This window comes from Nonomuraea sp. NPDC049129 (genome assembly GCF_040648495.1).
GTDB lineage: Bacteria > Actinomycetota > Actinomycetes > Streptosporangiales > Streptosporangiaceae > Nonomuraea.
On record NZ_JBEZDU010000012.1, the window covers coordinates 266,610 to 288,886 of the forward strand.

A 22,277-nucleotide genomic window follows, 5' to 3' on the forward strand; every position below is an offset into this window, starting at 1 on the left:
AGCAGGTTCCTGGTATGTCGAAGTCGGGTCGGCGAGGGCTTCCAGGAGGCGGGTCAGGTGGGGTCGGCGAGGGCTTCCAGGAGGGGGTCAGGTGGGGTCGGCGGGGGATTCCAGCGGGCGGGTCAGGACGGGCGGGCCGGTGCGGACGCCGTCGGGGCGGATGTCGGCCGGTCCGGGCATCCGGCTGCCCGGCAGGCACACCGCCGCCGCGCCCCAGGCCAGCGCCTCGACCAGCGCCCGCTCGCCGTGCCCGCCGCCGGCGAGGAAGCCCGCCAGCATGGCGTCCCCGGCCCCGACCGAGCTGCGCGGCTCGGTCACCGTGGCGTGGCCGTACCAGATGCCGCTGTCCTCGACGAGAACCGCGCCGTCGGCGCCGAGGCTGGCCAGGACCGTACGCGCGCCCGCCGCCCGGAGTTTGCCCGCGGCCTCCACCACGTCGCCGAGACAGCGGATCGGCATGCCGGTGGCGGCGGCCAGCTCCTCCAGGTTCGGCTTGACCAGGGCGGGCCCGGCGGCCAGCGCGTTGGCCAGCGCCGGGCCGCTGGTGTCGACGGCGACGTGGATGCCCGCGCCGGCGAAGCGGCGGCAGAGCCTGGCGTAGACGTCGGCGGGCACCTCCGGTGGCAGGCTGCCCGAGGCCACCACCCAGTCGGCCTCGTGCGCGGCGGCCAGTACGGTGTCGGCGATCGTGTCCAGCTCGCCGGGGGACAGGGCGGTGCCGGGTTCGTTGATCTTGGTGATGGTGCCGTCGGGCTCGGCCAGGGTGACGTTCGACCGGGTCGTGCCGGTCACCGGGACCGTCACCATGTCGAGCCCTTCGAGGGTGAGCAGGCGGACGAGCTGCCTGCCCTCGTCGCCGCCGAACGGGACCACCGCGCGCGAGGCGACCGCGTTGGCGAGCAGCGCGCGCGAGACGTTCACGCCCTTGCCGCCGGGGTCCAGGCGGGCGGCGGCGGCCCGGATGACGGCTCCCCGGTCGAGCGAGCCGATCTCGATCGTGCGGTCCAGGCTGGGGTTGAGCGTCAGCGTGAGGATCATGGCCGCCACCCTCCGCCGAGGTCTCTGTAAGGGGTCATGCGCGGACCACCTCCGGGCCGGCGGCGGACAGGTCGGCGGCCAGGGCGAGGTCGAGCCCCGCGTCGGTGATCACCACGTCGATCTCGCTCAGCTCGGCGAAGCTCGCGAGGTAGGTGTTGGTGAACTTGGTGTGATCGGCCAGCAGCACGCTGCGCTCCGCGGCCGACACCATCGCCCGCTTGATCGCCGCCTCCGCCGGATCGGGCGTGGTCAGGCCCTTGGCGACCGAGCAGCCGTTCGTCGCCATGAACGCCACGTCCACGTGCAATTGGGACAGCGGCCGCAACGCCCAGTCGTCCACGGTGGCCAGCGTCCGGCCGCGCAGCCGGCCGCCGAGCATGATGACGCTGATGTTGGCGCGGGCGGCCAGCGCGGTGGCCAGCGGCGGTGAGTTGACCACGACCGTGAGCTCCCGGTCGGCGGGCAGGATCTGCACCAGGCGGCCGGTGGTGCTGCCGGCGTCGATGATGACCGAGCCGTCCTCCGGCAGCTCGGCCAGGGCGGCCTTGGCGATGCGTTCCTTCTCCGCGGTCATCACCTCGTCGCGGGTGGCGAGCGCGGGCTCGAACCCCATCCGCTCCACGGGAATCGCGCCGCCGTGCACCCTGCGCAGCACGCCCGCCCGCTCCAGCGCGGTCAGGTCGCGGCGGATCGTCTCGGTGGTCACGTCGAGCTCGCCGGCCAGCGACACCACGTCGACACGGCCCGCGGCGCGGGCCCTGCGAAGGATCTCCTGCTGCCGCTCCTCGGCGTACATGATGTTGATTCACCGCCGTTTCAATGTGGTTTCATCTGTGTTTATACCCGACTCTGTTGGAAGGTCAAGACTCTGGTAGGTATGTCGGATGCGAACCAAGCCTTGGGCCGCCGTCGCGGCAGCCTTACCTCTCGCCGTGGCATGCGTCGCCGGGCCACCGGCGGCCGCGTCCACCGATGGCGTCAAGCCTCCGACGGTGCCGGCCGGTACGACGGCGTCGTGGCTGGTGTTCGACAGGAAGGCGGGCAAGTTCGTCGCCACCCGCAACGCGCACCGCAAGTTCCGCTCGGCCTCGGTCGTCAAGATCCTGATCGCGATCGACTACCTGGAGAAGCGCAAGAGCGTCCCCGCGGCCGACGCCCGGCTGCTCAAGGTCATGCTGCGCTCCAGCGACGACGGCGCGGCCACCACGTTCTGGAACCGCGGCGGCAAGGGCGCGATCGTCCAGCGGATGGCGCGCAAGCTCGGCCTGTCCGACACCGCACCGCCGCCCGCGTCCAAGCCGGGATTCTGGGGTTACACGTCGCTGAGCGCGTACGACATCGTGCGGACGTACCGCTACCTGCTCGACACGGCGGCGCCCGGGGTGCGGGAGACGATCCTGGGGCACCTGCGCAACTCCACGCCGTGCGGCACCGACGGCTTCGACCAGTACTTCGGCATCCCGCGCGCGGTGCCCAAGCCGTGGGCGGTCAAGCAGGGCTGGTCGGGGTTCGGCGAGGTCGCGCCCACCAAGTGCGGCACCGGCGCCTCGGTGAACCCGGTCCCGCTGCGGGCGCCGGGGGCCGACCTGTCGATCAGCGGGGTCGCGTCACGGGCCACCGGGTCCGGCGTGCCCGACTACGGCCGTCCGGTGCTGCACACCACCGGCCTGCTGGGCAAGGACGACCGGTTCATCATGGCACTGCTCACGGCGCACCCCGTGGGCGGCACCTGGAGCTCCTCGGTCAAGCGCATCACCGGGCTGACCCAGAGCCTGTACCGGAGCGTGTCCTAAAGACCGGAGTGCGTCCTAAAGAAAGGTGAACATCCGGACGCCCGGCTCCAGCGGCCTGGGCGGGCCGGTGTAGCGGTGCACGCCGACGCCGTAGTGGCCGTCGCTGTCCAGGTGGATCCGCTCGAACTCGTCCTGCTCGAACCAGTCGCAGATCGTCGTCAGCAGGTCGGGTTCGTGGCGGCCCCTGGTCCAGATCACGGTCGCGCCGGGCGCGCAGAGGCGGGGGAGCGTGGCGACCGTACGCCGGATGTCGGCGTCACTGATGTTGCCGAAGATCCCGCAGGCGAGAACCAGGTCGGCGGGCACGGCGCCCGCGTAGGCGTCGGTCAGCGCGGCGTCGCCGCACACCACCTCGACGCCGTCCGGCGCGTCACGCTCGGCGATCCGGGCGTTGTGCTCGTCGAGCTCCACCAGTCGGGCGCGTACGCGGTCCCGGCGGGGGTGGCCGGCGAGCACGGGCAGCAGGTCGCGGCCCTGTCCGGCGCACAGGCTCACCACCCGTTCGGCGCCGGCGTCAAGGGCGAGCCGGACGCGTTCTCGTACCACGGCCAGCCGCCGGCTCAGGGAGGAGCCGGGCGTGTCGTAGTGGTCGTGCCAGGTAATCCAGTCGCGCTCACTCATGATCACGATCATGCTTGGGTGATGGGTGATGAATCAACGGCTTTGCGGCGGGTGCTCAGGAAAGCGGGCGGCCCCGAGATCCTCGACGTGCTGGCCGAGCGGCTGTCCGGCGCCGACCTCACCACACTGCTGCTCGAAGTCATGCGGGTGCGGGCGAAAGGCCTGACCCCGGCCGATGTGCTGCGCCGCTACACGACCGACCGGTTCGTGGGGCCGGCCACGGTGCCGTTCGAGCGCGTCCGCCGGGCTGAGGACGCGGTGCTGTCGGTCGTACCGGACGCTTTCGAGGTGCTCACGCTGGCGCCGGTCGCGCCGCTCGGGGCGCACTCGGCGCCGGCCACCGTGGACCAGAACAAGGTGATCACCACGATCAGGAACACCGAGGTCGCGGCCGACCCGACCAACGCCCTCGCGCTGGAGGCGGCCGTCCGGCGGCGCCGCTCCACCGGTCCGGTGCGGCTGGCCGCGTTCCAGCGCGTGGTGCGGGCGCAGCACTTCGCGGGCGCGGGGATGTCCGCGCACTTCGGCCTGTTCGCGCTGGTGTCGGGCGACCGGGACAAGGGGAACCTGGCCTTCGAACGCCGTCACCTGGCCGAGCACCTGGGCGTGCTGACGGACGCCGTCCGGGCGTGCGGCATCCCCGAGCCGGAGGTCCGCCTCACCGTCCTCGATCCTCGCTTTGAGCGGGTGGCGGACGGAATCGGCGCGACGGACGACCTGGACCGGCAGTCCGGGCGGGGCTACTACACAGGGCTGTGCTTCAAGATCTACGCGGACGGCGTGGAGCTGGGTGACGGGGGCTTCGTCGACTGGACGGCCCGCCTGCTCGGCAACCGCAAGGAGCGCCTGCTGATCAGCGCGTTGGGTGTTGACCGGCTGAGCTGATGTAGGCGGCGTAGACCTTCTTCGGGACCGCCAGCCGCCACGCCTCGACGACCAGCTCCCGCATCTCGTCGGCGTCGATGGCGGCCAGTCGCGCGACGACCCAGTTGAACCGCATGTCGGACTCGCCGGGCAGCAGGAACTTGTCCGGCTCGGCCGCCACCAGGGCGGCCCGCTCCTCCTTGGGGAAGCCGAAGCCCATGAGGGTCTCGTCGCGGGAGAAGGCGACGTAGACGATCGAGCCGACGCGGAACTTGATCCGGTCTCTGATGAGATGCTCCGACGAGCGCGGGAGCGTGATCGCCAGCCGCCGCACGTCCTCCACCGTGATCACATCGCCACCGTAGTCCATTTCCGCTTTAGTCCACTTTTCGCGGGCAGCCCACTTTCCGCGGGCAGTCCCCTTTCCGTGGTTACCTCACGGCGCGGGACTCCTCGTACGCCGCCAGCACCTGCTTGCGGCGCTTGGCCGGGAGGCGGTCGATGTAGAGATAGCCGTCGAGGTGGTCCGTCTCGTGTTGCAGGCAGCGCGACAGCATGCCGGTGCCCTCGACCGTGACCGGCGCGCCCTCGGCGTCGAAGCCGTGCACGGTGGCGTGGTCGGGGCGGGGGAGCGGGGCGTACTGGCCCAGGACCGACAGGCAGCCCTCCTCGCCCGCGTCGAGGTGCCGCTCGCCGAGTCCGGGCAGTTCGAGCGATGGGTTGACCACGACGCCCTTGTGCCGGTCGCCGTTCTCGTCGGGGCAGTCGTAGACGAACACCCGCAACGCCACGCCGATCTGGTTGGCGGCCAGGCCCACGCCCTCCGCCGCGTACATGCTCGCGAACATGTCCTCCACCAGCGCCGCCAGCGCTCCGTCGAACCGGGTGACCGGCTCGCAGGGCGTATGCAGCACCGGGTCTCCCACCTGAACGATCGGCCGGACCTCTCCCACGACCAGTGCCCTTTCCACATGCGGATGTGTCGCCACAAAGTGTACGAGCGACCAGGAGATGATCAGCACTCAATGTTGCTCATATAATGAGACATATATTCTTGAATTGTGAGATAGAGGCTATGGTCGTCCTATCGAGGCGAGACGAAGGAGTTTCGATGGACGCCGTCTACACCCATGGCCACCACGAGTCCGTGCTGCGCTCCCACCGCTGGCGCACCGCCGAGAACTCGGCCGCGTACCTGCTGCCCCACCTCAAGCCCCAGATGAAGCTGCTGGACGTGGGCGCCGGGCCCGGCACCATCACGGCCGACCTGGCCGGCCGGGTGGCGCACGTGACGGCGTCCGAGGTGAGCGCGGAGACGCTGGAGCTGACCAGGGCCGGAGTGGGAGCCGTGGGCAACGTCGAGTTCGCCGTCGCCGACGTGCACGCGCTCGACTATCCCGACGCCACGTTCTGCGTCGTCCACGCCCACCAGGTGCTGCAGCACGTCGGCGACCCCGTACGGGCGCTGCGGGAGATGCGGCGGGTGACGAAGCCGGGCGGCCTGGTGGCGGCGCGTGACAGCGACTATGCCGCGTTCGCCTGGTACCCGCTGCTGCCGGAGCTCGACGAGTGGCTGGCGCTCTATCAGCGCATCGCGCGGAGCAACGGCGGCGAGCCGGACGCCGGGCGACGCCTGCTGTCGTGGGCCAGGTCCGCGGGCTTCGACGACGTCACCGCCACCTCGTCCACCTGGTGCTTCGCCACGCCGGAGGACCGAGCCTGGTGGGGCGGGATGTGGGCCGACCGGATCAAGCAGTCCGCGATGGCCGAACAGGCGCTCGCCACGGGCGCCGCCACGGAGGAGGACCTACGGCGCATCTCCGAGGGCTGGCTGAAGTGGGCCGCGGCCGACGACGGCTGGATCTCGATCACCCACGGCGAAATCCTCTGCCGCATCGCACGCTAGCCCGTTCTCTCCCGACGGGCCGCGTGCCTCTTCCCTCCCGAAGGGGGTGTCCGTCCTTAGGGACGTCAGCCACGACGGACCCGTCACAGGGAGCGGACCGAACCCGAGGGGGACCTCGGTGGCCACGGCGCTAAAGGCTGGAGGTGCGGGCCCACTGCGGGTCGCGGTAGAGGACCACGTCGGCGCCGTCCAGCAGCTCGTCAGGAGCCGACAGCATGGTGATCTCGCCCGCCGCCTGCAGCCGTAGCAGCAGGTCGCGGACCCGTGGCCCCACCGGCAGGCGGCCGGGCGGGAGTCCGAGGCCCGATCGGACCGCGTCCGCGACCTCCGACAGGTGGAACGGCCCGCCGAACTCCGCCACCACACCCCGCACCAGGCTCATGGTGATCATCTGTTCGGCCTCGGCGTGGGCCAGCTCCCAGACGATCTGCTCCCTGCGGCGGCCCGTGGCCGCGCAGGCCGTGCAGGGGCGCATCAGGCCACGCGAGAGGCCGGGCAGGATGGCGGGCACCAGGCCGGGCAGCACCGGCTGCTCCGCCGAGCCGAGGCAGACGGTGCACTGGTTGGTCTCGGAGGCGTGCAGCTCGGCGGACATGAGGTCGGGCAGGTCAGCCTCGCAACCGCAGGAGTACGCGCCGAGAACGCCGGTCCGCGGGCTGATCGTGTGGTTCGTCATCTCGGGAAACCCTACCCTCGGACGTCCATCAGGCCGTGCCGGCGCAGCGCCTTGCGGGCCGCCGCCACCACCCGCTCGTCCGGATGGTGGTCGATGAACACCTGCAGCACCCGTTCGGTCCAGGGATGGTCGCCGAGGGCCAGGAGGGCGATCGTGCCCGCCTGCTCGTCCTTCTCCATGCCCTGGGAGACCGACTTGATGACCTCGGCCGCCTCCCCGCCGAACTCCAGCAGCGCCGCCGCCATGTCCACGAACGCCCACGCGATCTCCTCGGGCGTCGGCGGCCGTTCCTCGCGGCCCAGCCGGGCGGCCACGACGGCGCCCAGCCTCGGCGCGCCGAGCAGCCCGTCGAGCGCCTGCGTGCCCGCGTCGCCCAGCCCCGTGGCGAGCAGTTCCACGCCGACGGCCCGGCTCAGTGGGCTGACCTCGCTGAGGGCGGCCGCGATCTCGGCCGCCGCCTCGCCCTGATCCCGGCCGGCCAGCCAGCCGGCGAGCTCCTCGTCGCGCTCCGGCTCCGGGTAGGAGCGCAGGCCGTACAGCAGCGCGCCGGCGTCCCGGCCGGCCAGCGAGCCCATGACCGGGATGTCCTGCCCGGTCGCCTCGCCGATCACCAGCCCGGCCGCCCAGATGCCGAGCGGGGTCAGGGTGCGCGGCGGCGCCTGGCGTACCAGGCCCAGGTCCGTCAGGACGGAGGGCACCTCGTCGGTCAGTGGGCCGCGGCCCAGATAGAGGCGTACCACCTCCATGAACAGCGTCTCGTCGGTGCTCAGCGTGCGGCGGCAGACGTCCGCCCACACCTGGAGCACCTTGTCGTCGGAGCCGTCACGCAGCGCCTCGGCCGCGTCCGGCGCGAACGCCGGATGAGCGGAAGCGTCGGCGTCGCCGGTCGCCAGAGGAGTCTCGCGTACGGCCGCCACCAGCTCGTCGTCGGCCGGCAGCCGGACGGGAGGCTGGAGCGGAAGCGTGTCGTCGTCGTAGGAGCCCACGTCCTTATCCTGTCGGAACTCGCCTTACATTTGCGATAAAGTCCCCGCTGACCGCGAAAAGTCCGGAAGAAGGGAGGCGTCGAGATGGTCCGTGGTATCCGGACGCTCTCCGCGTCCGCTGGTGTAACTTTCCGGAGGAATCGTGCTTTCTGCCACAACGCTTTTCCGCTCTACGGTCGAGGCTGACCTCGACCGACTGCTCGACTGCGCCGTCGATGAGCCCATCAGCTGGGCCGACCCCGACCGGCTGCTTCCCTTCCTCGAAACCGGCCATTACCGCCACGACCGCATCTGGGTCGCGGAACAGGACGGCCGCATCCTCGCCCGCGCCGTCTGGTGGGGCTTGCCCGACGATGACCGCCCGCTCGCGCTCGACTGCCTCTGGGTCCACCCGTCGGTGCCCGACCGCGTGGAACTGGCCGCCGAGCTGCTGCGACACGCCCATAAGGGGTACGGCGACGCGCCCGCCTATCACGTGTTCGTCGCGAACGGCTGGCGGGACGACCCGGAGGTCACGGCCGCCATCGACTGGCGGTGGCGGGCCGGGGCCCTGGCCGGGCTGACCGACGAGCTCGAACGGCTCAGGTACGAGTGGACGCGGGGCACGCCGGTGCCGGAGGCGTCGGACCGGCTGGTGTTCCGGGCGGAGGACGACGACGAGGTGTTCGTCGAGGCGTTCAGCCGCGTGGCCGTCGGGACGCTCGACCACCACACCCGGCAGGCCCTGGCCACTACCGACCCCGAGGCGCAGGCCCGCGAGGACGTCGAGGACTACCGGAGCATGCCGGGCGACAGGGGCTGGTGGCGCCTGGCGTACACGCCGGACGGCGACCTCGTCGGCGTGGCGCTGCCGTCGGCCAACGCGGGCGGGCCCGTGGTCGGCTACCTCGGCGTGGTGCCCGAGCACCGCGGCCACGGCTACGCCGACGACCTGCTCGGCGAGATCACCCGGCTGCACGCCGAGCGGGGCGCCGAGCGGATCGTCGCCGACACCGACGCCGTGAACGTCCCGATGGCCAGGGCCTTCGAGCGGTCCGGCTACCACAACTTCGCCGTCAGACTCATCCTGTCGGCGGGGGCCGCCTGACCACATGAACACGTGATCCGGTGGCGCCGCCGGTCCGGTGAACACGGGAGCCGGCGCCGTCTGATCACGTGAACACGTGATGGTGCGCGGGCCGTGGCGACCGGCAGAGTGGAGCCATGACGTGGAACATCGAAAAGCTCGATCTTGACACCTATCTGGCTCACGTCGGTTACGACGGCCCGCGCGACCCCACCGCCGAGACGTTACGCGCCGTCCACCGCGCGCACGTCCTGGCCATCCCGTTCGAGAACCTGGACGCGGTGCTCGGCAGGGGCATCTCCCTCGACCTCGGGAGCTTGCAGGACAAGATGGTGACGGGCGGGCGCGGCGGCTACTGCCATGAGCACAACCTGCTGTTCGCCGCCGTGCTCGAACGCCTGGGCTTCCCCCTGACCAGGCACCTGGCCAGGATCCGGCTGGGCCGCCGCCACCTGCCGCGCTCACACGCCACGCTGACCGTCGAGGCGTCGGGCACTCGCTGGCTGGCCGACGTGGGTTTCGGCGGCGACGGGCTGGTGGAGCCGCTGCCCTTCGCCGACGGCGCCACAGCCGAGGTGGGTCCGTGGCGGTGGCGTCTCGGCAGGGACGACGACTTCTGGGTGCTGCATCATGGTGACGTCGAGCTGTACGCCTTCCGTGAGGACGAGCCGCACTACCCGAGCGACTTCGAGGTGGCCAACTATTACGTCGCCACGAATCCGCACTCGCCGTTCGTCCACCATGTCCTCGCCCAGCGCACCACGGCGGACGCCCGGATCCGGGTCGAGGACCTGCCCCCCGCGAGTACGGCGCGGGAGCTGGCGGCCGCACTGCGCGACCGGCTGGGCATCGACATCGTGGAGTCGGACGCGGCGCAACTGCTGCCTCGGCTGGCGAGCCGACCCGCGGCCGATTCGTGAACGAGGGATCGTGCCCCCTTCATGCGCCGGGGTCGTGACCGTTTCCTGAGCCACAGGGTCGTGTCATGAGCCAGGGTCGTGGCCGAGGGCGGCCAGCACCTTGCGGGTGAGTTCGACGCGGCTGTTCACGCCCAGCTTGGCGAAGGCGTGCCTGAGGTGGCTGTCGACCGTGTGCGGTGACACGAACAGGGCCGTGGCCACCTCCCGGTTCGTCAGCCCCTCAGCGACCAGCCGGGCCACACGTACCTCCGACGGAGTCAGCGCGCGGCCTTGAGCGACGGGACTCCGGGATTGCGGTCGGCGAGCTCCCGCACGCGGGCCGTGACGCGCGGGATCGCCCGCAACCGCGCCGCGGCCTGCGGCTCCTGGAGAATGAGGTACGGCAGCGTCCCCGCCATCTCATCGACCCAACCGCTTCCTTGCGCCGGGCCGGTGGCCTGACGGAACAGGCCGATGCGCCACCGCAGCTCGTCCCGCACGAGTCCCGGTTGGTCGCCGGCGAGACAACGTCCGTGCTCCAGGTGGGTACGGCCGTTCGCCACGTCGTCCCGCGACAGCGCCAGGTACCCGAGTATCCCCAGCAGGGCCGGGACCAGCGCCGGCGCCGACAGCTGTTCGGCCACTCGCAGCCCGGCCTCCGCCTCGGCCGCCGCGTCGGCCAGCCGCCCCCAGGCCAGCAGGAGCTCGGCCCGCAGCCGGTGGCGCAACGGCATCGACCACGCGGTGCCCAGCGCCCCGGACCGCCGCTCCACGACGGCGTAGGCGTCGTCCGCCTCCTCGAACCGATCCAGCGCCACCAGCGCCGCCCCCAGCCAGAGCCGGGGATGCCTGTGCGCCACCTCCCCGCCGGCCGCGTCGGCCAGCCGTACCGACTCCTCGGCGTATGCCAGCGCGGCGGCGAGCTCGCCCCGGAACAGGGCCACGGTCGAGCGCGCCTGCAACCCCACCACCTGCCCGAACGGCTCCCCACCGGCCACCGCCTCGGCCGCCGCCAGGTCGGCGGCGTCGATCCGCCCGGACATCATGAGCGCGTGAGCCTGTACGGCCAGCAGCCGCGCCCGCGCCGCGACCGGCACTCCCGGCCGGGCCAGCACCCGCGCCGTCCGCGAGATCACCGCCCGGTCCTCTCCCGCGTGTTTGAGCGCCTCGGCCAGCCCCAGTACGACGTCCGCCTCCTGGGCCGCGCCCAGCTGACCGGCACCGTCGGCCAGTTGCCGGGCCTCGCCCAGCCGTCCTGCGGAGGCCAGCAACCGCACCGCCCCGGCGACCAGCCCGGATACCGGCCCACCTGGCGAGGTCGGCTGATCGCCCGTGACGGCGGCGTCCGGGACGCCTGCCAGGTCGAGGGCGCGCAGCATGAGGTCGGCGGCGGCCGACGGGGCGGTGGACTTCATCTCCTCGGCGGCGGCCCGCAGCTCGCGGATCGCGGTCGTGTCTCCGTGCCGGGCGCCGTGCAGGAGGTGCTCGGCCAGCTCGGCCGGTGGCCGCCCTTCCTCCCTGAGCACGGTCGCCGCCTCCCGGTGCAGCGCGGTTCTGACCGGCGTCGAGAGCCCGCCGTACACCGCCTCCCTGATCAGATCGTGCCTGAACCCGAGCCGCTCACCCTCACCCGTCAGCGCTCCCGCGCCGACGGCCTCCTCCACGGTGGCCAGCAGCCCGACCGGTGGCACGCCGAGCAGCCCGGCCGCCTCATGCACCGAGAACGGGCGCCGGAGCACCGCCCCCACCTCCAGCAGCCTGCGGGCCTGCGGCGACAGGTCGCGCAACCGCCGCTCCACCGCCGCGACGAACCGCTGCGGAAGACCCGTCGCGACGAACCGCTGCGGAAGCTCCGGCGCGAGGAACCGCAGGGGAAGCCCCATCCCTGCCGCGCCGGGCCCGTCCGGCGCCCCGGTGATCGCGGCGCGCCCGTCCGCCACCGTGACCCGCCCGTCCGCCCGCATGGCCGTGAGCACCTCTTCTAGCAGGAACGGGTTGCCGCCGGCGGCTTCGGCCAGCTCCAGCACCGACGGGCCGGGCTCGGCGCCGAGGAGGCGGGCACTGAGCTCGGCGGACTCGCCGGGAGTGAGCGGCGGCAGCGACAGCCGCCGCGCGCCCTCGGCGATCAGCCGGTCGAGGGCCTCCTGGGCGGGCAGGGGACGGCGGGCCAGCAGCCAGGTCACGGGGGACGAGCTCAGCCCGGGGACGAGCAGTCGCAGCGCCAGGCAGGTCAGCTCATCGGCCCACTGGGCGTCATCCAGCACCACCATGAGCGGCCGATCCCGGGTGAAGCGCTCGATCGCGTCACCGAGCCGCTCAATCTCCCGGAATCCGCCGGGCCGCGACGGCGGCGTGTGGATCTCCCGGAACCCGCCGAGCCGTGACGGCGGTGTGAGTGTGCCGGGCAGGACGGTGAGGGCGGTGAGCAGGGTGGACAGCGGCGCGACGCGATCCAGTTCGGTGGCGTGCCCGGCGCCGATCGCCAGCCCGCGCGAGCGTCCCAGCGCCATCGCCGCCGCCAGCAGGTGGCTCTTGCCGATCCCCGCCACCCCGTCGACGATCACACAGCCGCCCGACGGCAGGATCTCCTCGATGTGCCGGAGCGCGTCGCCTCTGGTTTCCCCCGTCACGACGTCGTCCTCACGCGGTACCGAGGAACGTCCGGACCAGTCCTCACGCGGTGGCGAGGCGCGCCCGGACCACGAGGTCGTGCATGGCGTCCCGGACCGTGGCGGCCTCCGGCAGCGGTGAGGAGTCCCTGGCCGCCTCCAGCTCGGCGGTCAGGCGCGTCACGTCGTCGCCCGCCGTGCTCACCCCCGGCGCGCGGCCGTGCTCGGTCTCCCGCTTGGCGGCCACCAGGTCGGGCAGATACGCCGGGACGTACGCGAACAGGTGGGTCAGGTCGGCGTCCAGCTCACCGGTGCGCATCAGGTGGATGCCGGTGGCCAGCACACGGAAGGTGTAGAGCAGCGGCTTGAGCTCCCCGTTCTTCTCGAACAGCCGCCACTGCGTACGCGCGAACCCCAGATAGTGATGGGCGTGATGCCGCGTCAGGCAGCCGGGCGCCAGGTCCTTCAGCTCCTGGTGCAGCGGAGAGGAGGACACGACCAAGGGGGAGAGGAGCTGTTCCAGGACGTAGCCGTTGCGGTTCAGCAGCAGCCCGCAGAACTTGGCCAGGTCGTGCGTGACCAGGTCCACCTCGACGCCGTCGCGCGTCCAGGTCCGGTCGAGGGTCGCCGGTCCGGTACGCAGGCCGACGACCTCCCGCAGCGGCAGCAGGTGTACGCCCCGCAGGTCCACGTCCGAGTCGGCCGAGGGGAAACCGTAGAGGTGCGCGCCGCTGATCGTGGCGAACACCAGCGGGTACGGCTGCTCTTCGGGGATCTCCGGCAGCCAGGCAGGCAGGTTCACACGCGCTCCCGGGACAGGTGGGCCCTCCGTACGGCCACGAGATACGTCTCGACGGACGCCCGGTCCGGCGCCGCGGGCAGAACGCCGGCCGCGTCGGCCAGGTCGCCGGTCAGCTCGGCCCGCCAGGCGGCGATCTCCGCCCACGCCACCTCGCCCCGCTTGATCGCCAGCAGCCGGTCGCGGTAGTCGCCCACCTGGATCAGGGGCTCGCCGTGGCGTACCAGGTGGCGGCCGCTCAGCAGCAGCCTGATCAGGTGCATCGCCTGCTTCCACTTCGGCGCGGCCGGGTCGAGGCGGCGGAACTGGGCGTCGGCGTACCGGGTGAACGACTCGTGCGCCCGCCGCGACAGGAACGCCCCGCGCAGGTCGCGCAGCCGCCCGCCCTCCGGCGTGAGCACCTCCGTGAGGGGAGACCACAGGCACTCCAGGACCGTGGGGTTCGCGTCGAGGGCGAGCCCGCAGAAGCGCTCGACCTCCCACGAGAACTGCTCGGGCAGCGGCCCGTCGCGGTGCGTCACCGGCTTGTCCAGCCGCCAGAACGCCTCCGTCGGCACCACGAACACGCCGCGCCGGTCGGTGTCGGACTCGGCGGTGTCCAGACCGTAGGCCCGCGACCCCACCACGACCGAGAGGATCAGGTCTTCGCTCACGTGGCCACTTTCACAGGGTCGGGGGACAGGCCGGCCAGCAGGTCGGCCGCTCCAAGCCGGTGTACGTCACCGAGGCCGTCCGGGTGCAGCGCGTACGCCGCGCAGCCGCTGGGCAGGGGCAGGTCGCCCTGGACGAGCATGGCGAGCTCGACCCCGTCGAACGACGCGGGCCGCCCGACGGCCGGGGCGTCGGCGCGGGCCATCAGCCGGTCGGCGAACGCGGCCACGTCCTCGCCCGGCCGCCGCTCGTAGCGGACCAGCTCGCCCTGGCGGTTTCGGACGAGGACCTCGGCGGCGCGCGCGGCGGCGTGCCAGCAGCCCACCTCCCACAGCGTCACCCGGTGCGTGAACGCCTGCTCCAGCGCCGCGCCCAGCAGGCTCAGCTCGTCGGCGCTCCCGTCCACGCTGTGCCCGTAACCGGCGGCGCCCAGGTTGAAGTCCGCCCACCGCATCGTCCGCGTCCACAGGTCGGCCACCAGCGGCACCAGGATCTTGGCCTGCCCCGTCAGATCGAAGCGCTGCCGGACGGCCAGCGGGTCGAACAGCCCCTTCGGCTGCTCCATGAACCCGGCGAACCCGCGTACCAGATCCTCGAACGGCACGTCGTTGTAGCTGAAGACGACCGGCACGAGGTAGCGGCCGCGCAGGGCCCGTACGTTCACGTCGATGAACTCCGAGGCGCCCAGCGGCTCGGGCGCCGACGTCAGGTCGCCCGAGTGGGTGACGGCGATGCCCAGCCGCAGGTTCGTGTAGTCGCACAGCCCGACGAAGGCCCAGCGCTCGTCGAAGACGGCCACGGACAGGTCGAGGTCCACCCGGGTGTCCTTCGGCTCGGCCCAGTGGAGGAAGAACCGGAGCCGCTCGCCGCCGGGAATGGGCTGGACGCTGCCGCGCGGCAGCTGTACCAGCGCCTTGACCGCCGTCCGCTCGGACGTCGGCGCGATCAGGTCGGCCAGGCCCTCGTCCAGCAGCACCCGCCGCAGCGGGGGGAGCGCGGCGGCGCGGCGCAGCAGCTCGGCGGCCAGCGTCCGCTCGGCCTCCAGCACGACCTCGTCCGGCAGCGGCGGCCGGTCGTCGGGCCGGGTGTGGAAGCGCGCGGTGCCACCGCGCGGCAGGAACAGCCGCAGCCCGCCGGGCGGCGTCCGCAGTTGCCCCAGGGCGGCGAGGAGCACCCCGGGCGCGACCCGCGCCGCCACACCCGCCAGTCCGGCAGGCGTCGCCACGCCCGCCGGTCCGGCAACCGCCGGTCCGGACGCGGGTGTGTCCGCCTCTGCCCGGCCGATGGTCTCCAGCAGGCGGGGGGAGAGGCGGAGCAGCTGCGACAGCCGCCGCATCAGCTCGCCGGGCCGGTGGACCAGCAGGTCGGCCGCGTCGGAGTGGCGGCCGTCGGCCAGGGCCGTCTCCACACGGCTCGCGAACGACGTGGCCACCAGCCGCCCGTCGCGCACCCGCAGCACCCCCGGCCGCCGCGCGGCCAGCTCCAGCAAGGTCCGCCCGAAGGCCGTCTCCGAGTCGAGCCGGGTGCCGCGCAGGGCGGCGAAGGCCAGTGCGGCGTTCGGGTAGCGGGCGTGGTGCTCGTGGGGGTGCAGCACCTCGGCCATGCGCTTCCACTGCTCGCCGTACCGGAACAGGTCCTCGATCGCGTACGGCATCGCGTCCAGGCACGACAGCAGGGTCCGGCGGACGGCGCGCGGCAGCGACACGCGGCGCCGCGGGCGGATCCGCAGCCCTGGATCGGCGTCCATCAGCACGTACAGCAGCCGCAGCACGTCCGTGGCCGTCTCCAGATGGTTGCGCAGCAGCTCGTCGGGGGCGCCCCGGCGCAGCGCGACGGCGAGCACGACGGCCCGCGTCTCCTTGACCGGGACGCTCTCCGGCAGCCAGTCGCCCGACTCGGGCCAGAACGCCTCCAGCAGCGCCTCCAGGTCGGCCCGGTCGTGCGGCGGCATGGGGGTGCGGCGGGTCATCAGGTCCACGGCCACCTCACGGCAGGCCGCCGCGGGGTCGTCCGCGAGACGCAGCAGGCCGGTGGCGGTGACGGCGGCGCGGTCGACGCTTGCGCGTTCCTCCGACGGGAGCAGGAACGGGTCGTCCGGGTCGACGCGCCGGTGGCAGATGGGGCAGGCGCTGAAGTCGGCCCCGTCCCAGCACGAACGGCACACCAGGTGCGCGCAGGGCGCCACGGCGTGGACGGTGCCGACGTTCCCGCACAGGACGCACGGCCGCTCCGGCTGCTGCAGCAGCAGCGAGAACACCCGCCGCACGTAGAAGTCGCCGGTGTCCCTGGGCACGCTGTCCGGAAATTTCCGGAACAGGGGTACGTGCGAGACCGCCGCGCCCAGCTCACCCCGCAGGCCGTGCAGCAGCCGCCGCCCGACGCGCGTCAGCTCCTTCGACGACAGCGCCGCCAGCGCCCGATACAGCTCCGCCGACACCAGGAAGCCCAGCTGCAGCAGCTCGAACTCCAGCGCCGCCACTCCGGACCGCACATCGGCCCGCGTCATGCTCAGGGACTTGGGCAGCTTGCCGACGGCTTCGGGCATGCGCGGATCGGCGGCCAGCAGCGCGGGCGCGACCACCCGCGTACGGCGCAGCAGGATCTCGGCGGGACCGTTCATGGAGGCACCTCCGATGCCCTAGAGACCGCGGAGCGACCCTTCGCATTGAGAGAGGCCGCGTGGGAGCACCGCGCGACCTCTGGAGAGGTGGAGAGCGGGCGCGCTGGAATCATTTGAAAGATGAAGAAGGAAGCACACCCAAAGAGCCACCCCGGTGATCCACGGTACCGGCACAAATAGCCAAATGTCCGCCGAATTTCCAGTCCGGCAAGGCCCGACATGCGCGAGAGCCGCTCCGATGGATAGGGTCTCCGAATTCGACCAGGACAGAGTCCAGGAGAGAAGGGCCGACCGGTGACCATGCGGAGCTGGCTGCTACACGGGCTGCAGCCGACGTCCGGGATGCACGACGAACATCCCGGCAAGCGTCACTCCTGGTGGCAGGTCATGTGCCTCACAGGTGTCGACTACTTCTCCACCCTCGGCTACCAGCCGGGCATCGCCGCGCTGGCCGCGGGCGCGCTGTCGCCGATCGCCACACTGATGCTGGTGGCGCTGACGCTGTTCGGCGCGCTGCCCACCTACCGCGTGGTGGCGGCCGAGAGCCCCAACGGCATGGGCTCCATCGCCATGCTCGAACGCCTGCTGCCGAGCTGGTGGGGCAAGCTGCTGGTGCTGGTGCTGCTCGGGTTCGTGGCGACGGCGTTCATCTTCACGATCACGCTGTCGGCCTCCGACGCGACCGCCCACATCCTGCAGAACCCGTTCTTCCCCGACGCGCTCGCCGGTCAGCAGGTGCCCATCACGCTGCTGCTCATCGCCGCGCTCGGCGCGATCTTCCTGCGCGGGTTCAGCGAGGCCATCGGGCTGGCCATCGCGCTCGTGGCCGTCTATCTGGCCCTGAACCTGGTCGTCGTCGGCACCGCCATAGCCCAGGTGCTGTCCCGCCCGGAGCTGGTGGGCGACTGGCAGGACGCGCTCACCGCGGGGCACTCCAGCCCGCTCGCGATGATCGCGTTGTCCGCCTTCGCGCTGCCCAAGCTCGCCCTCGGCCTGTCCGGGTTCGAGACGGGCGTCGCCGTGATGCCGCAGATCGAGGGCGACCTGGAGCAGCGCGTCAAGGGCGCCAAGCGGCTGCTCACCACGGCCGCGTTGATCATGAGCGTGTTCCTGGTGTTCAGCGGGTTCGCCACGGCCGTGCTCATCCCGCACAAGGAGTTCGAGGAGGGCGGCCGTGCGGCCGGGCGCGCCCTGGCGTATCTGGCGCACGAGTACCTGGGCGACTGGTTCGGCACCCTCTACGACATCAGCACCATCGCCATCCTCTGGTTCGCGGGCGCCTCGGCGCTGACGGGCCTGCTCAACATCGTGCCGCGCTACCTGCCCCGCTACGGCATGGCGCCCGACTGGGCGCGGGCCGTACGACCGCTGGTGCTGGTGTTCACCGCGATCTCGTTCGTCATCACGATCCTGTTCGGCGCGAACGTCGAGTCGCAGGGCGGCGCCTACGCCACCGGCGTGCTCGCGCTGATCCTGTCGGCCGCGGTCGCCGTCACCATCTCGGTCGCGCGCGCCGGGCGGCGGGGCGCGGCGGCGGCGTTCGGCCTCATCTCGCTGATCCTCACCTACACCTTCGCCGCCAACGTGATCGAACGCCCCGACGGCCTGTCGATCGCGGTGTTCTTCGTCGTGGCGATCATCGTCACCTCGATCATCTCCCGCGCCACGCGCTCCACCGAGCTGCGGGTGACGGGGGTGGCGCTCGACAAGGAGGCCAAGCGGCTCATCGACGAGCTACCGCCGGGCGAGCTGCGCATCATCGCCAACGAGCCCGACGCCCGCGACGAGGCCGAGTACGCCGAGAAGGACCGCGAGACGCGCCAGTACCATCACCTGCCCGACGACGAGCCGATGCTGTTCCTGGAGGTCACGCTCGGCGACACGTCGGAGTTCGAGTCCGAGGTGCTCGTGCGCGGCGAGGTGCGGCACGGCTACGGGGTGCTGACCGCGACGAGCGCGGCGGTGCCCAACACGATCGCCGCGATCCTGCTGCATCTGCGCGACACGTCCGCCCGCCGTCCCCACGTGTACTTCCACTGGGCGGAGGGCAATCCGGTGCTGGCGCTGCTGAGATACCTGCTGTTCGGCGGGGGTGACGTGCCGCCGCTCACGCGTGAGGTCCTGCGCCAGGCCGAGGAGGAGCCCGGCCGCCGCCCTCAGGTGCACGTCGGCTGATCTGTTACGGCACAGCCGCACCCACCGCCACCCGCCGCGCTGGGCGGGTGGCCTCCAGGAATACGGCCGCTGAACCCGCACGGGGCCGGGCGCCGTTACGCGCGTCTTCTTGGCCGTGGCTTCCGTTTGCGCTTGCCATCGGGGGTGAGGCGCTGATCTGATCGGATTATGAGTGCTTATGATGCGGTCTACCAGCGGAGCATCGTGGAGCCTGAGGCGTTCTGGGGAGAGGCCGCCCGGGACATCGAGTGGGATGTGGCCCCCACGATCGTCTTCGACAAGGGGCGCTGGTTCGTCGACGGGCGCCTGAACACCTGCCACAACGCCGTCGACCGGCACGTCGCCGGCGGACGGGGCGAGCAGGCCGCGTTGATCTACGACAGCCCCGTGACCGGGGTGGTGCGGAGCTTCAGCTACGCCGAGCTGCTCGACGCGGTGTCCCGGACCGCCGGGATGCTGCGTGACCTCGGCGTCGTCGCCGGGGACACCGTGGTGATCTACATGCCGATGGTGCCCGAGGCGGTGATCGGGATGCTGGCCTGCGCCCGGCTCGGCGCCGTGCACTCCGTGGTGTTCGGCGGCTTCGCCGCCAATGAGCTGGCCGTACGCATCGACCACGCCAAGCCCAAGGTCGTGCTCTCCGCCTCCTGCGGGATCGAGCCGACTCGGATCGTGCCGTACAAGCCGCTGCTCGACGCCGCCCTGGAGCAGGCCGGGCATCGGCCGGCGCGGTGCGTGATCCTCCAGCGGCCCGAGTCGCCCGCCGACCTCGCCGAAGGGCGGGACCTGGACTGGGCCGAGACCGTACGCGACGCCGCGCCCGCCGGCTGTGTGAGCGTGGCGGCCACCGATCCGCTCTACATCCTCTACACCTCCGGCACCACCGGCGTGCCCAAGGGCGTCGTCCGCGACAATGGCGGGCACGCCGTGGCGCTGCACTGGAGCATGGCCAACGTCTATGGCGCCGCGCCGGGCGAGGTCTACTGGGCGGCCTCCGACGTGGGGTGGGTCGTCGGCCATTCCTACATCGTCTACGCGCCGCTGCTGGCCGGGTGCACGACCGTGCTGTACGAGGGCAAGCCGGTCGGGACACCTGATCCGGGCGCGTTCTGGCGGGTCGTGGCCACGCACGGGGTACGGACGCTGTTCACCGCGCCGACCGCGCTCCGAGCCATCAAAAAAGACGATCCCTCCGGAAATTTCGCGCAAAAGTGGGATTTGTCGGGTCTGCGGTATCTGTTCATGGCCGGGGAGCGGCTCGACCCCGACACCTACCACTGGGCGTCCGACCTCCTCGGGATCCCGGTCATCGACCACTGGTGGCAGACCGAGACCGGCTGGCCGATCGCGGCCAACTGCGTCGGCCTCGAGCCGCTGCCGATCAAGCCGGGCTCGCCGACCAAGGCCGTGCCCGGCTGGGACGTACGCGTCCTGGACCCGGAGGGAAAGGAGTGCCCGCCCGGAGTGGAAGGCGCGGTCGCGATCAGGCTGCCCCTGCCACCCGGCGCGCTGCCGACGCTCTACCGGGACGACGCCCGCTTCGCGGAGTCGTACCTGTCCCGCTACCCCGGCCACTACCTGACCGGCGACGGCGGCTTCCTCGACGACGACGGCTACCTGTACGTCATGGGACGCATCGACGACGTCATCAACATCGCCGGCCACCGGCTGTCCACGGGCGCGATGGAGGAGGTCATCGCGGCCCACCCCGACGTGGCCGAGTGCGCGGTGATCGGCGTGGACGACGCGCTGAAGGGTCAGCTCCCGCTCGGCTTCGTGGTGCTCAAGGCGGGCGCCGACCGTGATCCGGACGAGGTCGAGCGCGAACTGGTGGCCCTGGTCCGCGAGCGCATCGGCCCGGTCGCCGCCTTCCGCCGCGCCGTCGTGGTGGCCCGCCTGCCCAAGACCCGGTCCGGGAAGATCCTGCGCGCCACCATGCGCGACATCGCGGCCGGCCGCGACTACCGCGCCCCCTCGACGATCGAGGACCCGGCGGCCCTGTCGGAGATCGCCGACGCTCTTTGACCCATTCCGCCTAAACGCTCATTCCGCCTAAACGCTCCCTCAGGGCCATGGAACGCGCCATCATGGGAATTCCTCTGCTCTTCAGCGGAATCTGGCTTGGAAACCGGGCGGTTACGTCCGAGAGGAAATGACAGCGTGGGAGGGCCTGCTGGCCCGGGCGGTGTCGTGACGGCTGGTTCATGTGAGTGGATCAGTCTGGCCGTGCGCCGATATCTGGGCATGAAGACCAAATGGGCATGGAGGCTGCAGACGACGGTGCGTCCCCTGCGAATATCGGGATTGGGTTCCCATCGCGGTGATCTGGACCGGACGATAATGTGTTCGATTGTGAGGCTGGTGGTGCGGGTGAAGCTGCTGCCGACGCCTGAGCAGGCGACGGCGCTGGAGGCGACCCTGCGCGCGGTCAACGCGGCCGCCTGCCAGGTCTCCCGCCAAGCCCATGCCCTGCGCACCTTTCGCAACTACGACCTGCGCAAGCACACCTACACGCAGATCAAGGACGGGTACGGGCTGGCCGCCCAGGCCGCGCAGCACGTCATCAAGAAGGTCGCCGACGCCTACGCCACCCTGCAGGCCAACATCCGGGCCGGGAACCTGGGCAAGGCGGGCTCTGCCCGCCGGGTACGGGCCGAAGCCACGCCGATCGCCTTCCGCGCTGAGGCCGCCCAGCCGTTCGATGACCGCTGTCTGTCCTGGCAGATCGACGCGCGGACGGTGTCGATCTGGTCGGTGGCCGGCAGGCTGAAGAACCTTCAGTTCGCCGCGTCGGCCGAACAGCTCAAGACCCTGTCGGCATACCGCAGGGGCGAGTCCGATCTGCTCTACCGGGACGGCATGTGGTTTCTGATCGCGACCTGCGACGTGCCCGATGCCCGCGTCAAGGACCCGGAGGCTTTCCTGGGGGTGGATCTGGGCATCGTCAACATCGCCACCACCAGCGGCGGGGTCCGGCACAGTGGCAAAGCTCTGAACGCGGTCCGGCACCGTCGGCGCGAGTTGCGCCGCCGGTTGCAGGCCAAGGGCACCAAGTCCGCCAAGCGGTTGCTCAAGCGGCGCCGCCGTAAAGAAGCGCGGTTCGCCGCCAACACCAATCATGTCATCGCCAAGCAGATCGTGACCGAGGCAGAACGCACCGGCCGAGGGATCGCTCTGGAAGACCTCCAGGGCATCCGGGACCGGGTACGGCTTCGCAAGCCCCAGCGGGTCACGCTGCATTCGTGGAGCTTCCACCAGCTGGGAGCGTTCATCGGCTACAAGGCGGCTCGGGCCGGCGTCGCCGTGATCTACGCCGATCCGGCTTTCACCTCCCAGCAGTGCTCCTCGTGTGGGCATGTGGACCGCAAGAACCGGCTCGATCAAGCCTGTTTCTCGTGTACGTCGTGCGGCTTCGCTGAGCACGCCGACGTCAACGCAGCCCGCAACATCGCCGCACGCGGCGTTACGGGCTGGGCAGTGAGTCACGCTGCCTGACGCGGACCAGACCGTCGAAGCCATCGACGGCGAGGAGCTGCAAGCTCGGTCGCTTACGGCCGAGAGGCTGACAGACCGT

At 71.7% G+C, this 22,277-nt stretch carries 20 protein-coding genes; 8 read left to right on the top strand and 12 right to left on the bottom strand.

Translation table 11 applies throughout. From position 1 onward, the window contains the following. Positions 1 to 87 precede the first annotated feature (87 nt). Both pfkB and AB0B64_RS34540 read right to left on the bottom strand, forming a co-directional pair. Entirely contained in the window at positions 88 to 1,038 is a 951-nt protein-coding gene (gene pfkB / locus AB0B64_RS34535; RefSeq protein WP_358182579.1) for a 1-phosphofructokinase, read from the bottom strand. Positions 1,039 to 1,072: 34 nt separating this feature from the next. After that, positions 1,073 to 1,834, bottom strand: a complete 762-nt coding sequence (locus AB0B64_RS34540; protein WP_357953205.1) for a DeoR/GlpR family DNA-binding transcription regulator — start codon at positions 1,832 to 1,834, stop codon at positions 1,073 to 1,075. 88 nt (positions 1,835 to 1,922) lie between these two features. On the opposite strand from AB0B64_RS34540, the gene AB0B64_RS34545 reads away from it, so the two are divergent. Further along, on the top strand, positions 1,923 to 2,831 hold the full coding sequence (locus AB0B64_RS34545) for a hypothetical protein (RefSeq protein ID WP_358182582.1): 909 nt from the start codon (positions 1,923 to 1,925) through the stop codon (positions 2,829 to 2,831). 15 nt (positions 2,832 to 2,846) lie between these two features. Here the strand turns inward: AB0B64_RS34545 and AB0B64_RS34550 are convergent, their stop codons facing one another. Further along, positions 2,847 to 3,452, bottom strand: coding sequence for an SAM-dependent methyltransferase (locus AB0B64_RS34550; protein ID WP_358182585.1), 606 nt, complete (start codon positions 3,450 to 3,452; stop codon positions 2,847 to 2,849). A 21-nt stretch (positions 3,453 to 3,473) separates the two neighbouring features. On the opposite strand from AB0B64_RS34550, the gene AB0B64_RS34555 reads away from it, so the two are divergent. After that, on the top strand, positions 3,474 to 4,337 hold the full coding sequence (locus tag AB0B64_RS34555; RefSeq protein WP_358182588.1) for a hypothetical protein: 864 nt from the start codon (positions 3,474 to 3,476) through the stop codon (positions 4,335 to 4,337). On the opposite strand, the gene AB0B64_RS34560 is transcribed toward AB0B64_RS34555, so the two are convergent. Together AB0B64_RS34560 and def are read right to left on the bottom strand one after the other, a co-directional pair. Next, positions 4,306 to 4,668, bottom strand: coding sequence for an MmcQ/YjbR family DNA-binding protein (locus tag AB0B64_RS34560; RefSeq protein ID WP_357953198.1), 363 nt, complete (start codon positions 4,666 to 4,668; stop codon positions 4,306 to 4,308). The genes AB0B64_RS34555 and AB0B64_RS34560 overlap by 32 nt on opposite strands. Before the next feature lie 79 nt (positions 4,669 to 4,747). Beyond that, the gene (def, locus tag AB0B64_RS34565) at positions 4,748 to 5,287 is read right to left on the bottom strand and encodes a peptide deformylase (RefSeq protein ID WP_358182591.1); all 540 of its coding nucleotides are present in this window, start codon (positions 5,285 to 5,287) and stop codon (positions 4,748 to 4,750) included. 140 nt (positions 5,288 to 5,427) lie between these two features. On the opposite strand from def, the gene AB0B64_RS34570 reads away from it, so the two are divergent. After that, positions 5,428 to 6,222 (top strand): methyltransferase domain-containing protein, encoded by a 795-nt coding sequence (locus tag AB0B64_RS34570; RefSeq protein ID WP_358182594.1) that lies wholly within the window; start codon positions 5,428 to 5,430, stop codon positions 6,220 to 6,222. 130 nt (positions 6,223 to 6,352) lie between these two features. Here AB0B64_RS34570 and AB0B64_RS34575 read toward each other — a convergent pair whose 3' ends face one another. Then, positions 6,353 to 6,898 (bottom strand): hypothetical protein, encoded by a 546-nt coding sequence (locus AB0B64_RS34575; protein WP_358182597.1) that lies wholly within the window; start codon positions 6,896 to 6,898, stop codon positions 6,353 to 6,355. 11 nt (positions 6,899 to 6,909) lie between these two features. Beyond that, on the bottom strand, positions 6,910 to 7,884 hold the full coding sequence (locus AB0B64_RS34580) for a hypothetical protein (protein ID WP_357953190.1): 975 nt from the start codon (positions 7,882 to 7,884) through the stop codon (positions 6,910 to 6,912). 142 nt (positions 7,885 to 8,026) lie between these two features. Between AB0B64_RS34580 and AB0B64_RS34585 the strand changes: the two genes are divergently transcribed. Both AB0B64_RS34585 and AB0B64_RS34590 read left to right on the top strand, forming a co-directional pair. Beyond that, positions 8,027 to 8,971 (top strand): GNAT family N-acetyltransferase, encoded by a 945-nt coding sequence (locus AB0B64_RS34585; protein WP_358182600.1) that lies wholly within the window; start codon positions 8,027 to 8,029, stop codon positions 8,969 to 8,971. 116 nt (positions 8,972 to 9,087) lie between these two features. Next, positions 9,088 to 9,870, top strand: a complete 783-nt coding sequence (locus tag AB0B64_RS34590; RefSeq protein ID WP_358182603.1) for an arylamine N-acetyltransferase — start codon at positions 9,088 to 9,090, stop codon at positions 9,868 to 9,870. Between the two features lie 63 nt (positions 9,871 to 9,933). On the opposite strand, the gene AB0B64_RS34595 is transcribed toward AB0B64_RS34590, so the two are convergent. From AB0B64_RS34595 to AB0B64_RS34615, 5 genes are read right to left on the bottom strand one after another with little or no spacing between them, the layout of a single operon-like run. After that, positions 9,934 to 10,110: a helix-turn-helix transcriptional regulator gene (locus AB0B64_RS34595; protein ID WP_357953185.1), complete on the bottom strand. Its 177-nt coding sequence runs from the start codon at positions 10,108 to 10,110 to the stop codon at positions 9,934 to 9,936. A 17-nt stretch (positions 10,111 to 10,127) separates the two neighbouring features. Next, a complete protein-coding gene (locus tag AB0B64_RS34600) occupies positions 10,128 to 12,479 on the bottom strand; it encodes an AAA family ATPase (RefSeq protein ID WP_358182606.1) in 2,352 nt (783 codons plus the stop codon). A gap of 43 nt (positions 12,480 to 12,522) precedes the next feature. Next, complete coding sequence (locus AB0B64_RS34605; RefSeq protein WP_358182609.1) at positions 12,523 to 13,260, bottom strand: nucleotidyltransferase domain-containing protein; 738 nt, start codon at positions 13,258 to 13,260, stop codon at positions 12,523 to 12,525. Next, positions 13,257 to 13,910 (bottom strand): nucleotidyltransferase domain-containing protein, encoded by a 654-nt coding sequence (locus tag AB0B64_RS34610; protein WP_358182612.1) that lies wholly within the window; start codon positions 13,908 to 13,910, stop codon positions 13,257 to 13,259. Before AB0B64_RS34610 ends, AB0B64_RS34605 begins: the two co-directional genes overlap by 4 nt. Continuing rightward, entirely contained in the window at positions 13,907 to 16,528 is a 2,622-nt protein-coding gene (locus tag AB0B64_RS34615) for an MXAN_6230/SCO0854 family RING domain-containing protein (protein ID WP_358182615.1), read from the bottom strand. The genes AB0B64_RS34610 and AB0B64_RS34615 overlap by 4 nt, the downstream gene beginning before the upstream one ends. Positions 16,529 to 16,828: 300 nt before the next feature. On the opposite strand from AB0B64_RS34615, the gene AB0B64_RS34620 reads away from it, so the two are divergent. From AB0B64_RS34620 to AB0B64_RS34630, 3 genes are all read left to right on the top strand, one after another. Next, positions 16,829 to 18,703: an amino acid transporter gene (locus AB0B64_RS34620; protein ID WP_358182673.1), complete on the top strand. Its 1,875-nt coding sequence runs from the start codon at positions 16,829 to 16,831 to the stop codon at positions 18,701 to 18,703. Between the two features lie 168 nt (positions 18,704 to 18,871). Continuing rightward, entirely contained in the window at positions 18,872 to 20,728 is a 1,857-nt protein-coding gene (locus AB0B64_RS34625; protein ID WP_358182618.1) for a propionyl-CoA synthetase, read from the top strand. A 327-nt stretch (positions 20,729 to 21,055) separates the two neighbouring features. Further along, positions 21,056 to 22,198: a transposase gene (locus AB0B64_RS34630; RefSeq protein WP_358182621.1), complete on the top strand. Its 1,143-nt coding sequence runs from the start codon at positions 21,056 to 21,058 to the stop codon at positions 22,196 to 22,198. Positions 22,199 to 22,277: the final 79 nt, after the last annotated feature.

What these genes read in the sequence shown, in the direction of transcription:
- AB0B64_RS34620 (WP_358182673.1), top strand. Translation starts at nt 16,829, where the DNA reads ATGCGGAGCTGGCTGCTACACGGGCTGCAGCCGACGTCCGGGATGCAC.
- pfkB (WP_358182579.1), bottom strand. Translation starts at nt 1,038, where the DNA reads ATGATCCTCACGCTGACGCTCAACCCCAGCCTGGACCGCACGATCGAG.
- AB0B64_RS34575 (WP_358182597.1), bottom strand. Translation starts at nt 6,898, where the DNA reads ATGACGAACCACACGATCAGCCCGCGGACCGGCGTTCTCGGCGCGTAC.
- AB0B64_RS34625 (WP_358182618.1), top strand. Translation starts at nt 18,872, where the DNA reads ATGAGTGCTTATGATGCGGTCTACCAGCGGAGCATCGTGGAGCCTGAG.
- AB0B64_RS34545 (WP_358182582.1), top strand. Translation starts at nt 1,923, where the DNA reads ATGCGAACCAAGCCTTGGGCCGCCGTCGCGGCAGCCTTACCTCTCGCC.
- AB0B64_RS34615 (WP_358182615.1), bottom strand. Translation starts at nt 16,528, where the DNA reads ATGAACGGTCCCGCCGAGATCCTGCTGCGCCGTACGCGGGTGGTCGCG.
- AB0B64_RS34570 (WP_358182594.1), top strand. Translation starts at nt 5,428, where the DNA reads ATGGACGCCGTCTACACCCATGGCCACCACGAGTCCGTGCTGCGCTCC.
- AB0B64_RS34555 (WP_358182588.1), top strand. Translation starts at nt 3,474, where the DNA reads ATGGGTGATGAATCAACGGCTTTGCGGCGGGTGCTCAGGAAAGCGGGC.
- AB0B64_RS34540 (WP_357953205.1), bottom strand. Translation starts at nt 1,834, where the DNA reads ATGTACGCCGAGGAGCGGCAGCAGGAGATCCTTCGCAGGGCCCGCGCC.
- AB0B64_RS34550 (WP_358182585.1), bottom strand. Translation starts at nt 3,452, where the DNA reads ATGAGTGAGCGCGACTGGATTACCTGGCACGACCACTACGACACGCCC.
- AB0B64_RS34590 (WP_358182603.1), top strand. Translation starts at nt 9,088, where the DNA reads ATGACGTGGAACATCGAAAAGCTCGATCTTGACACCTATCTGGCTCAC.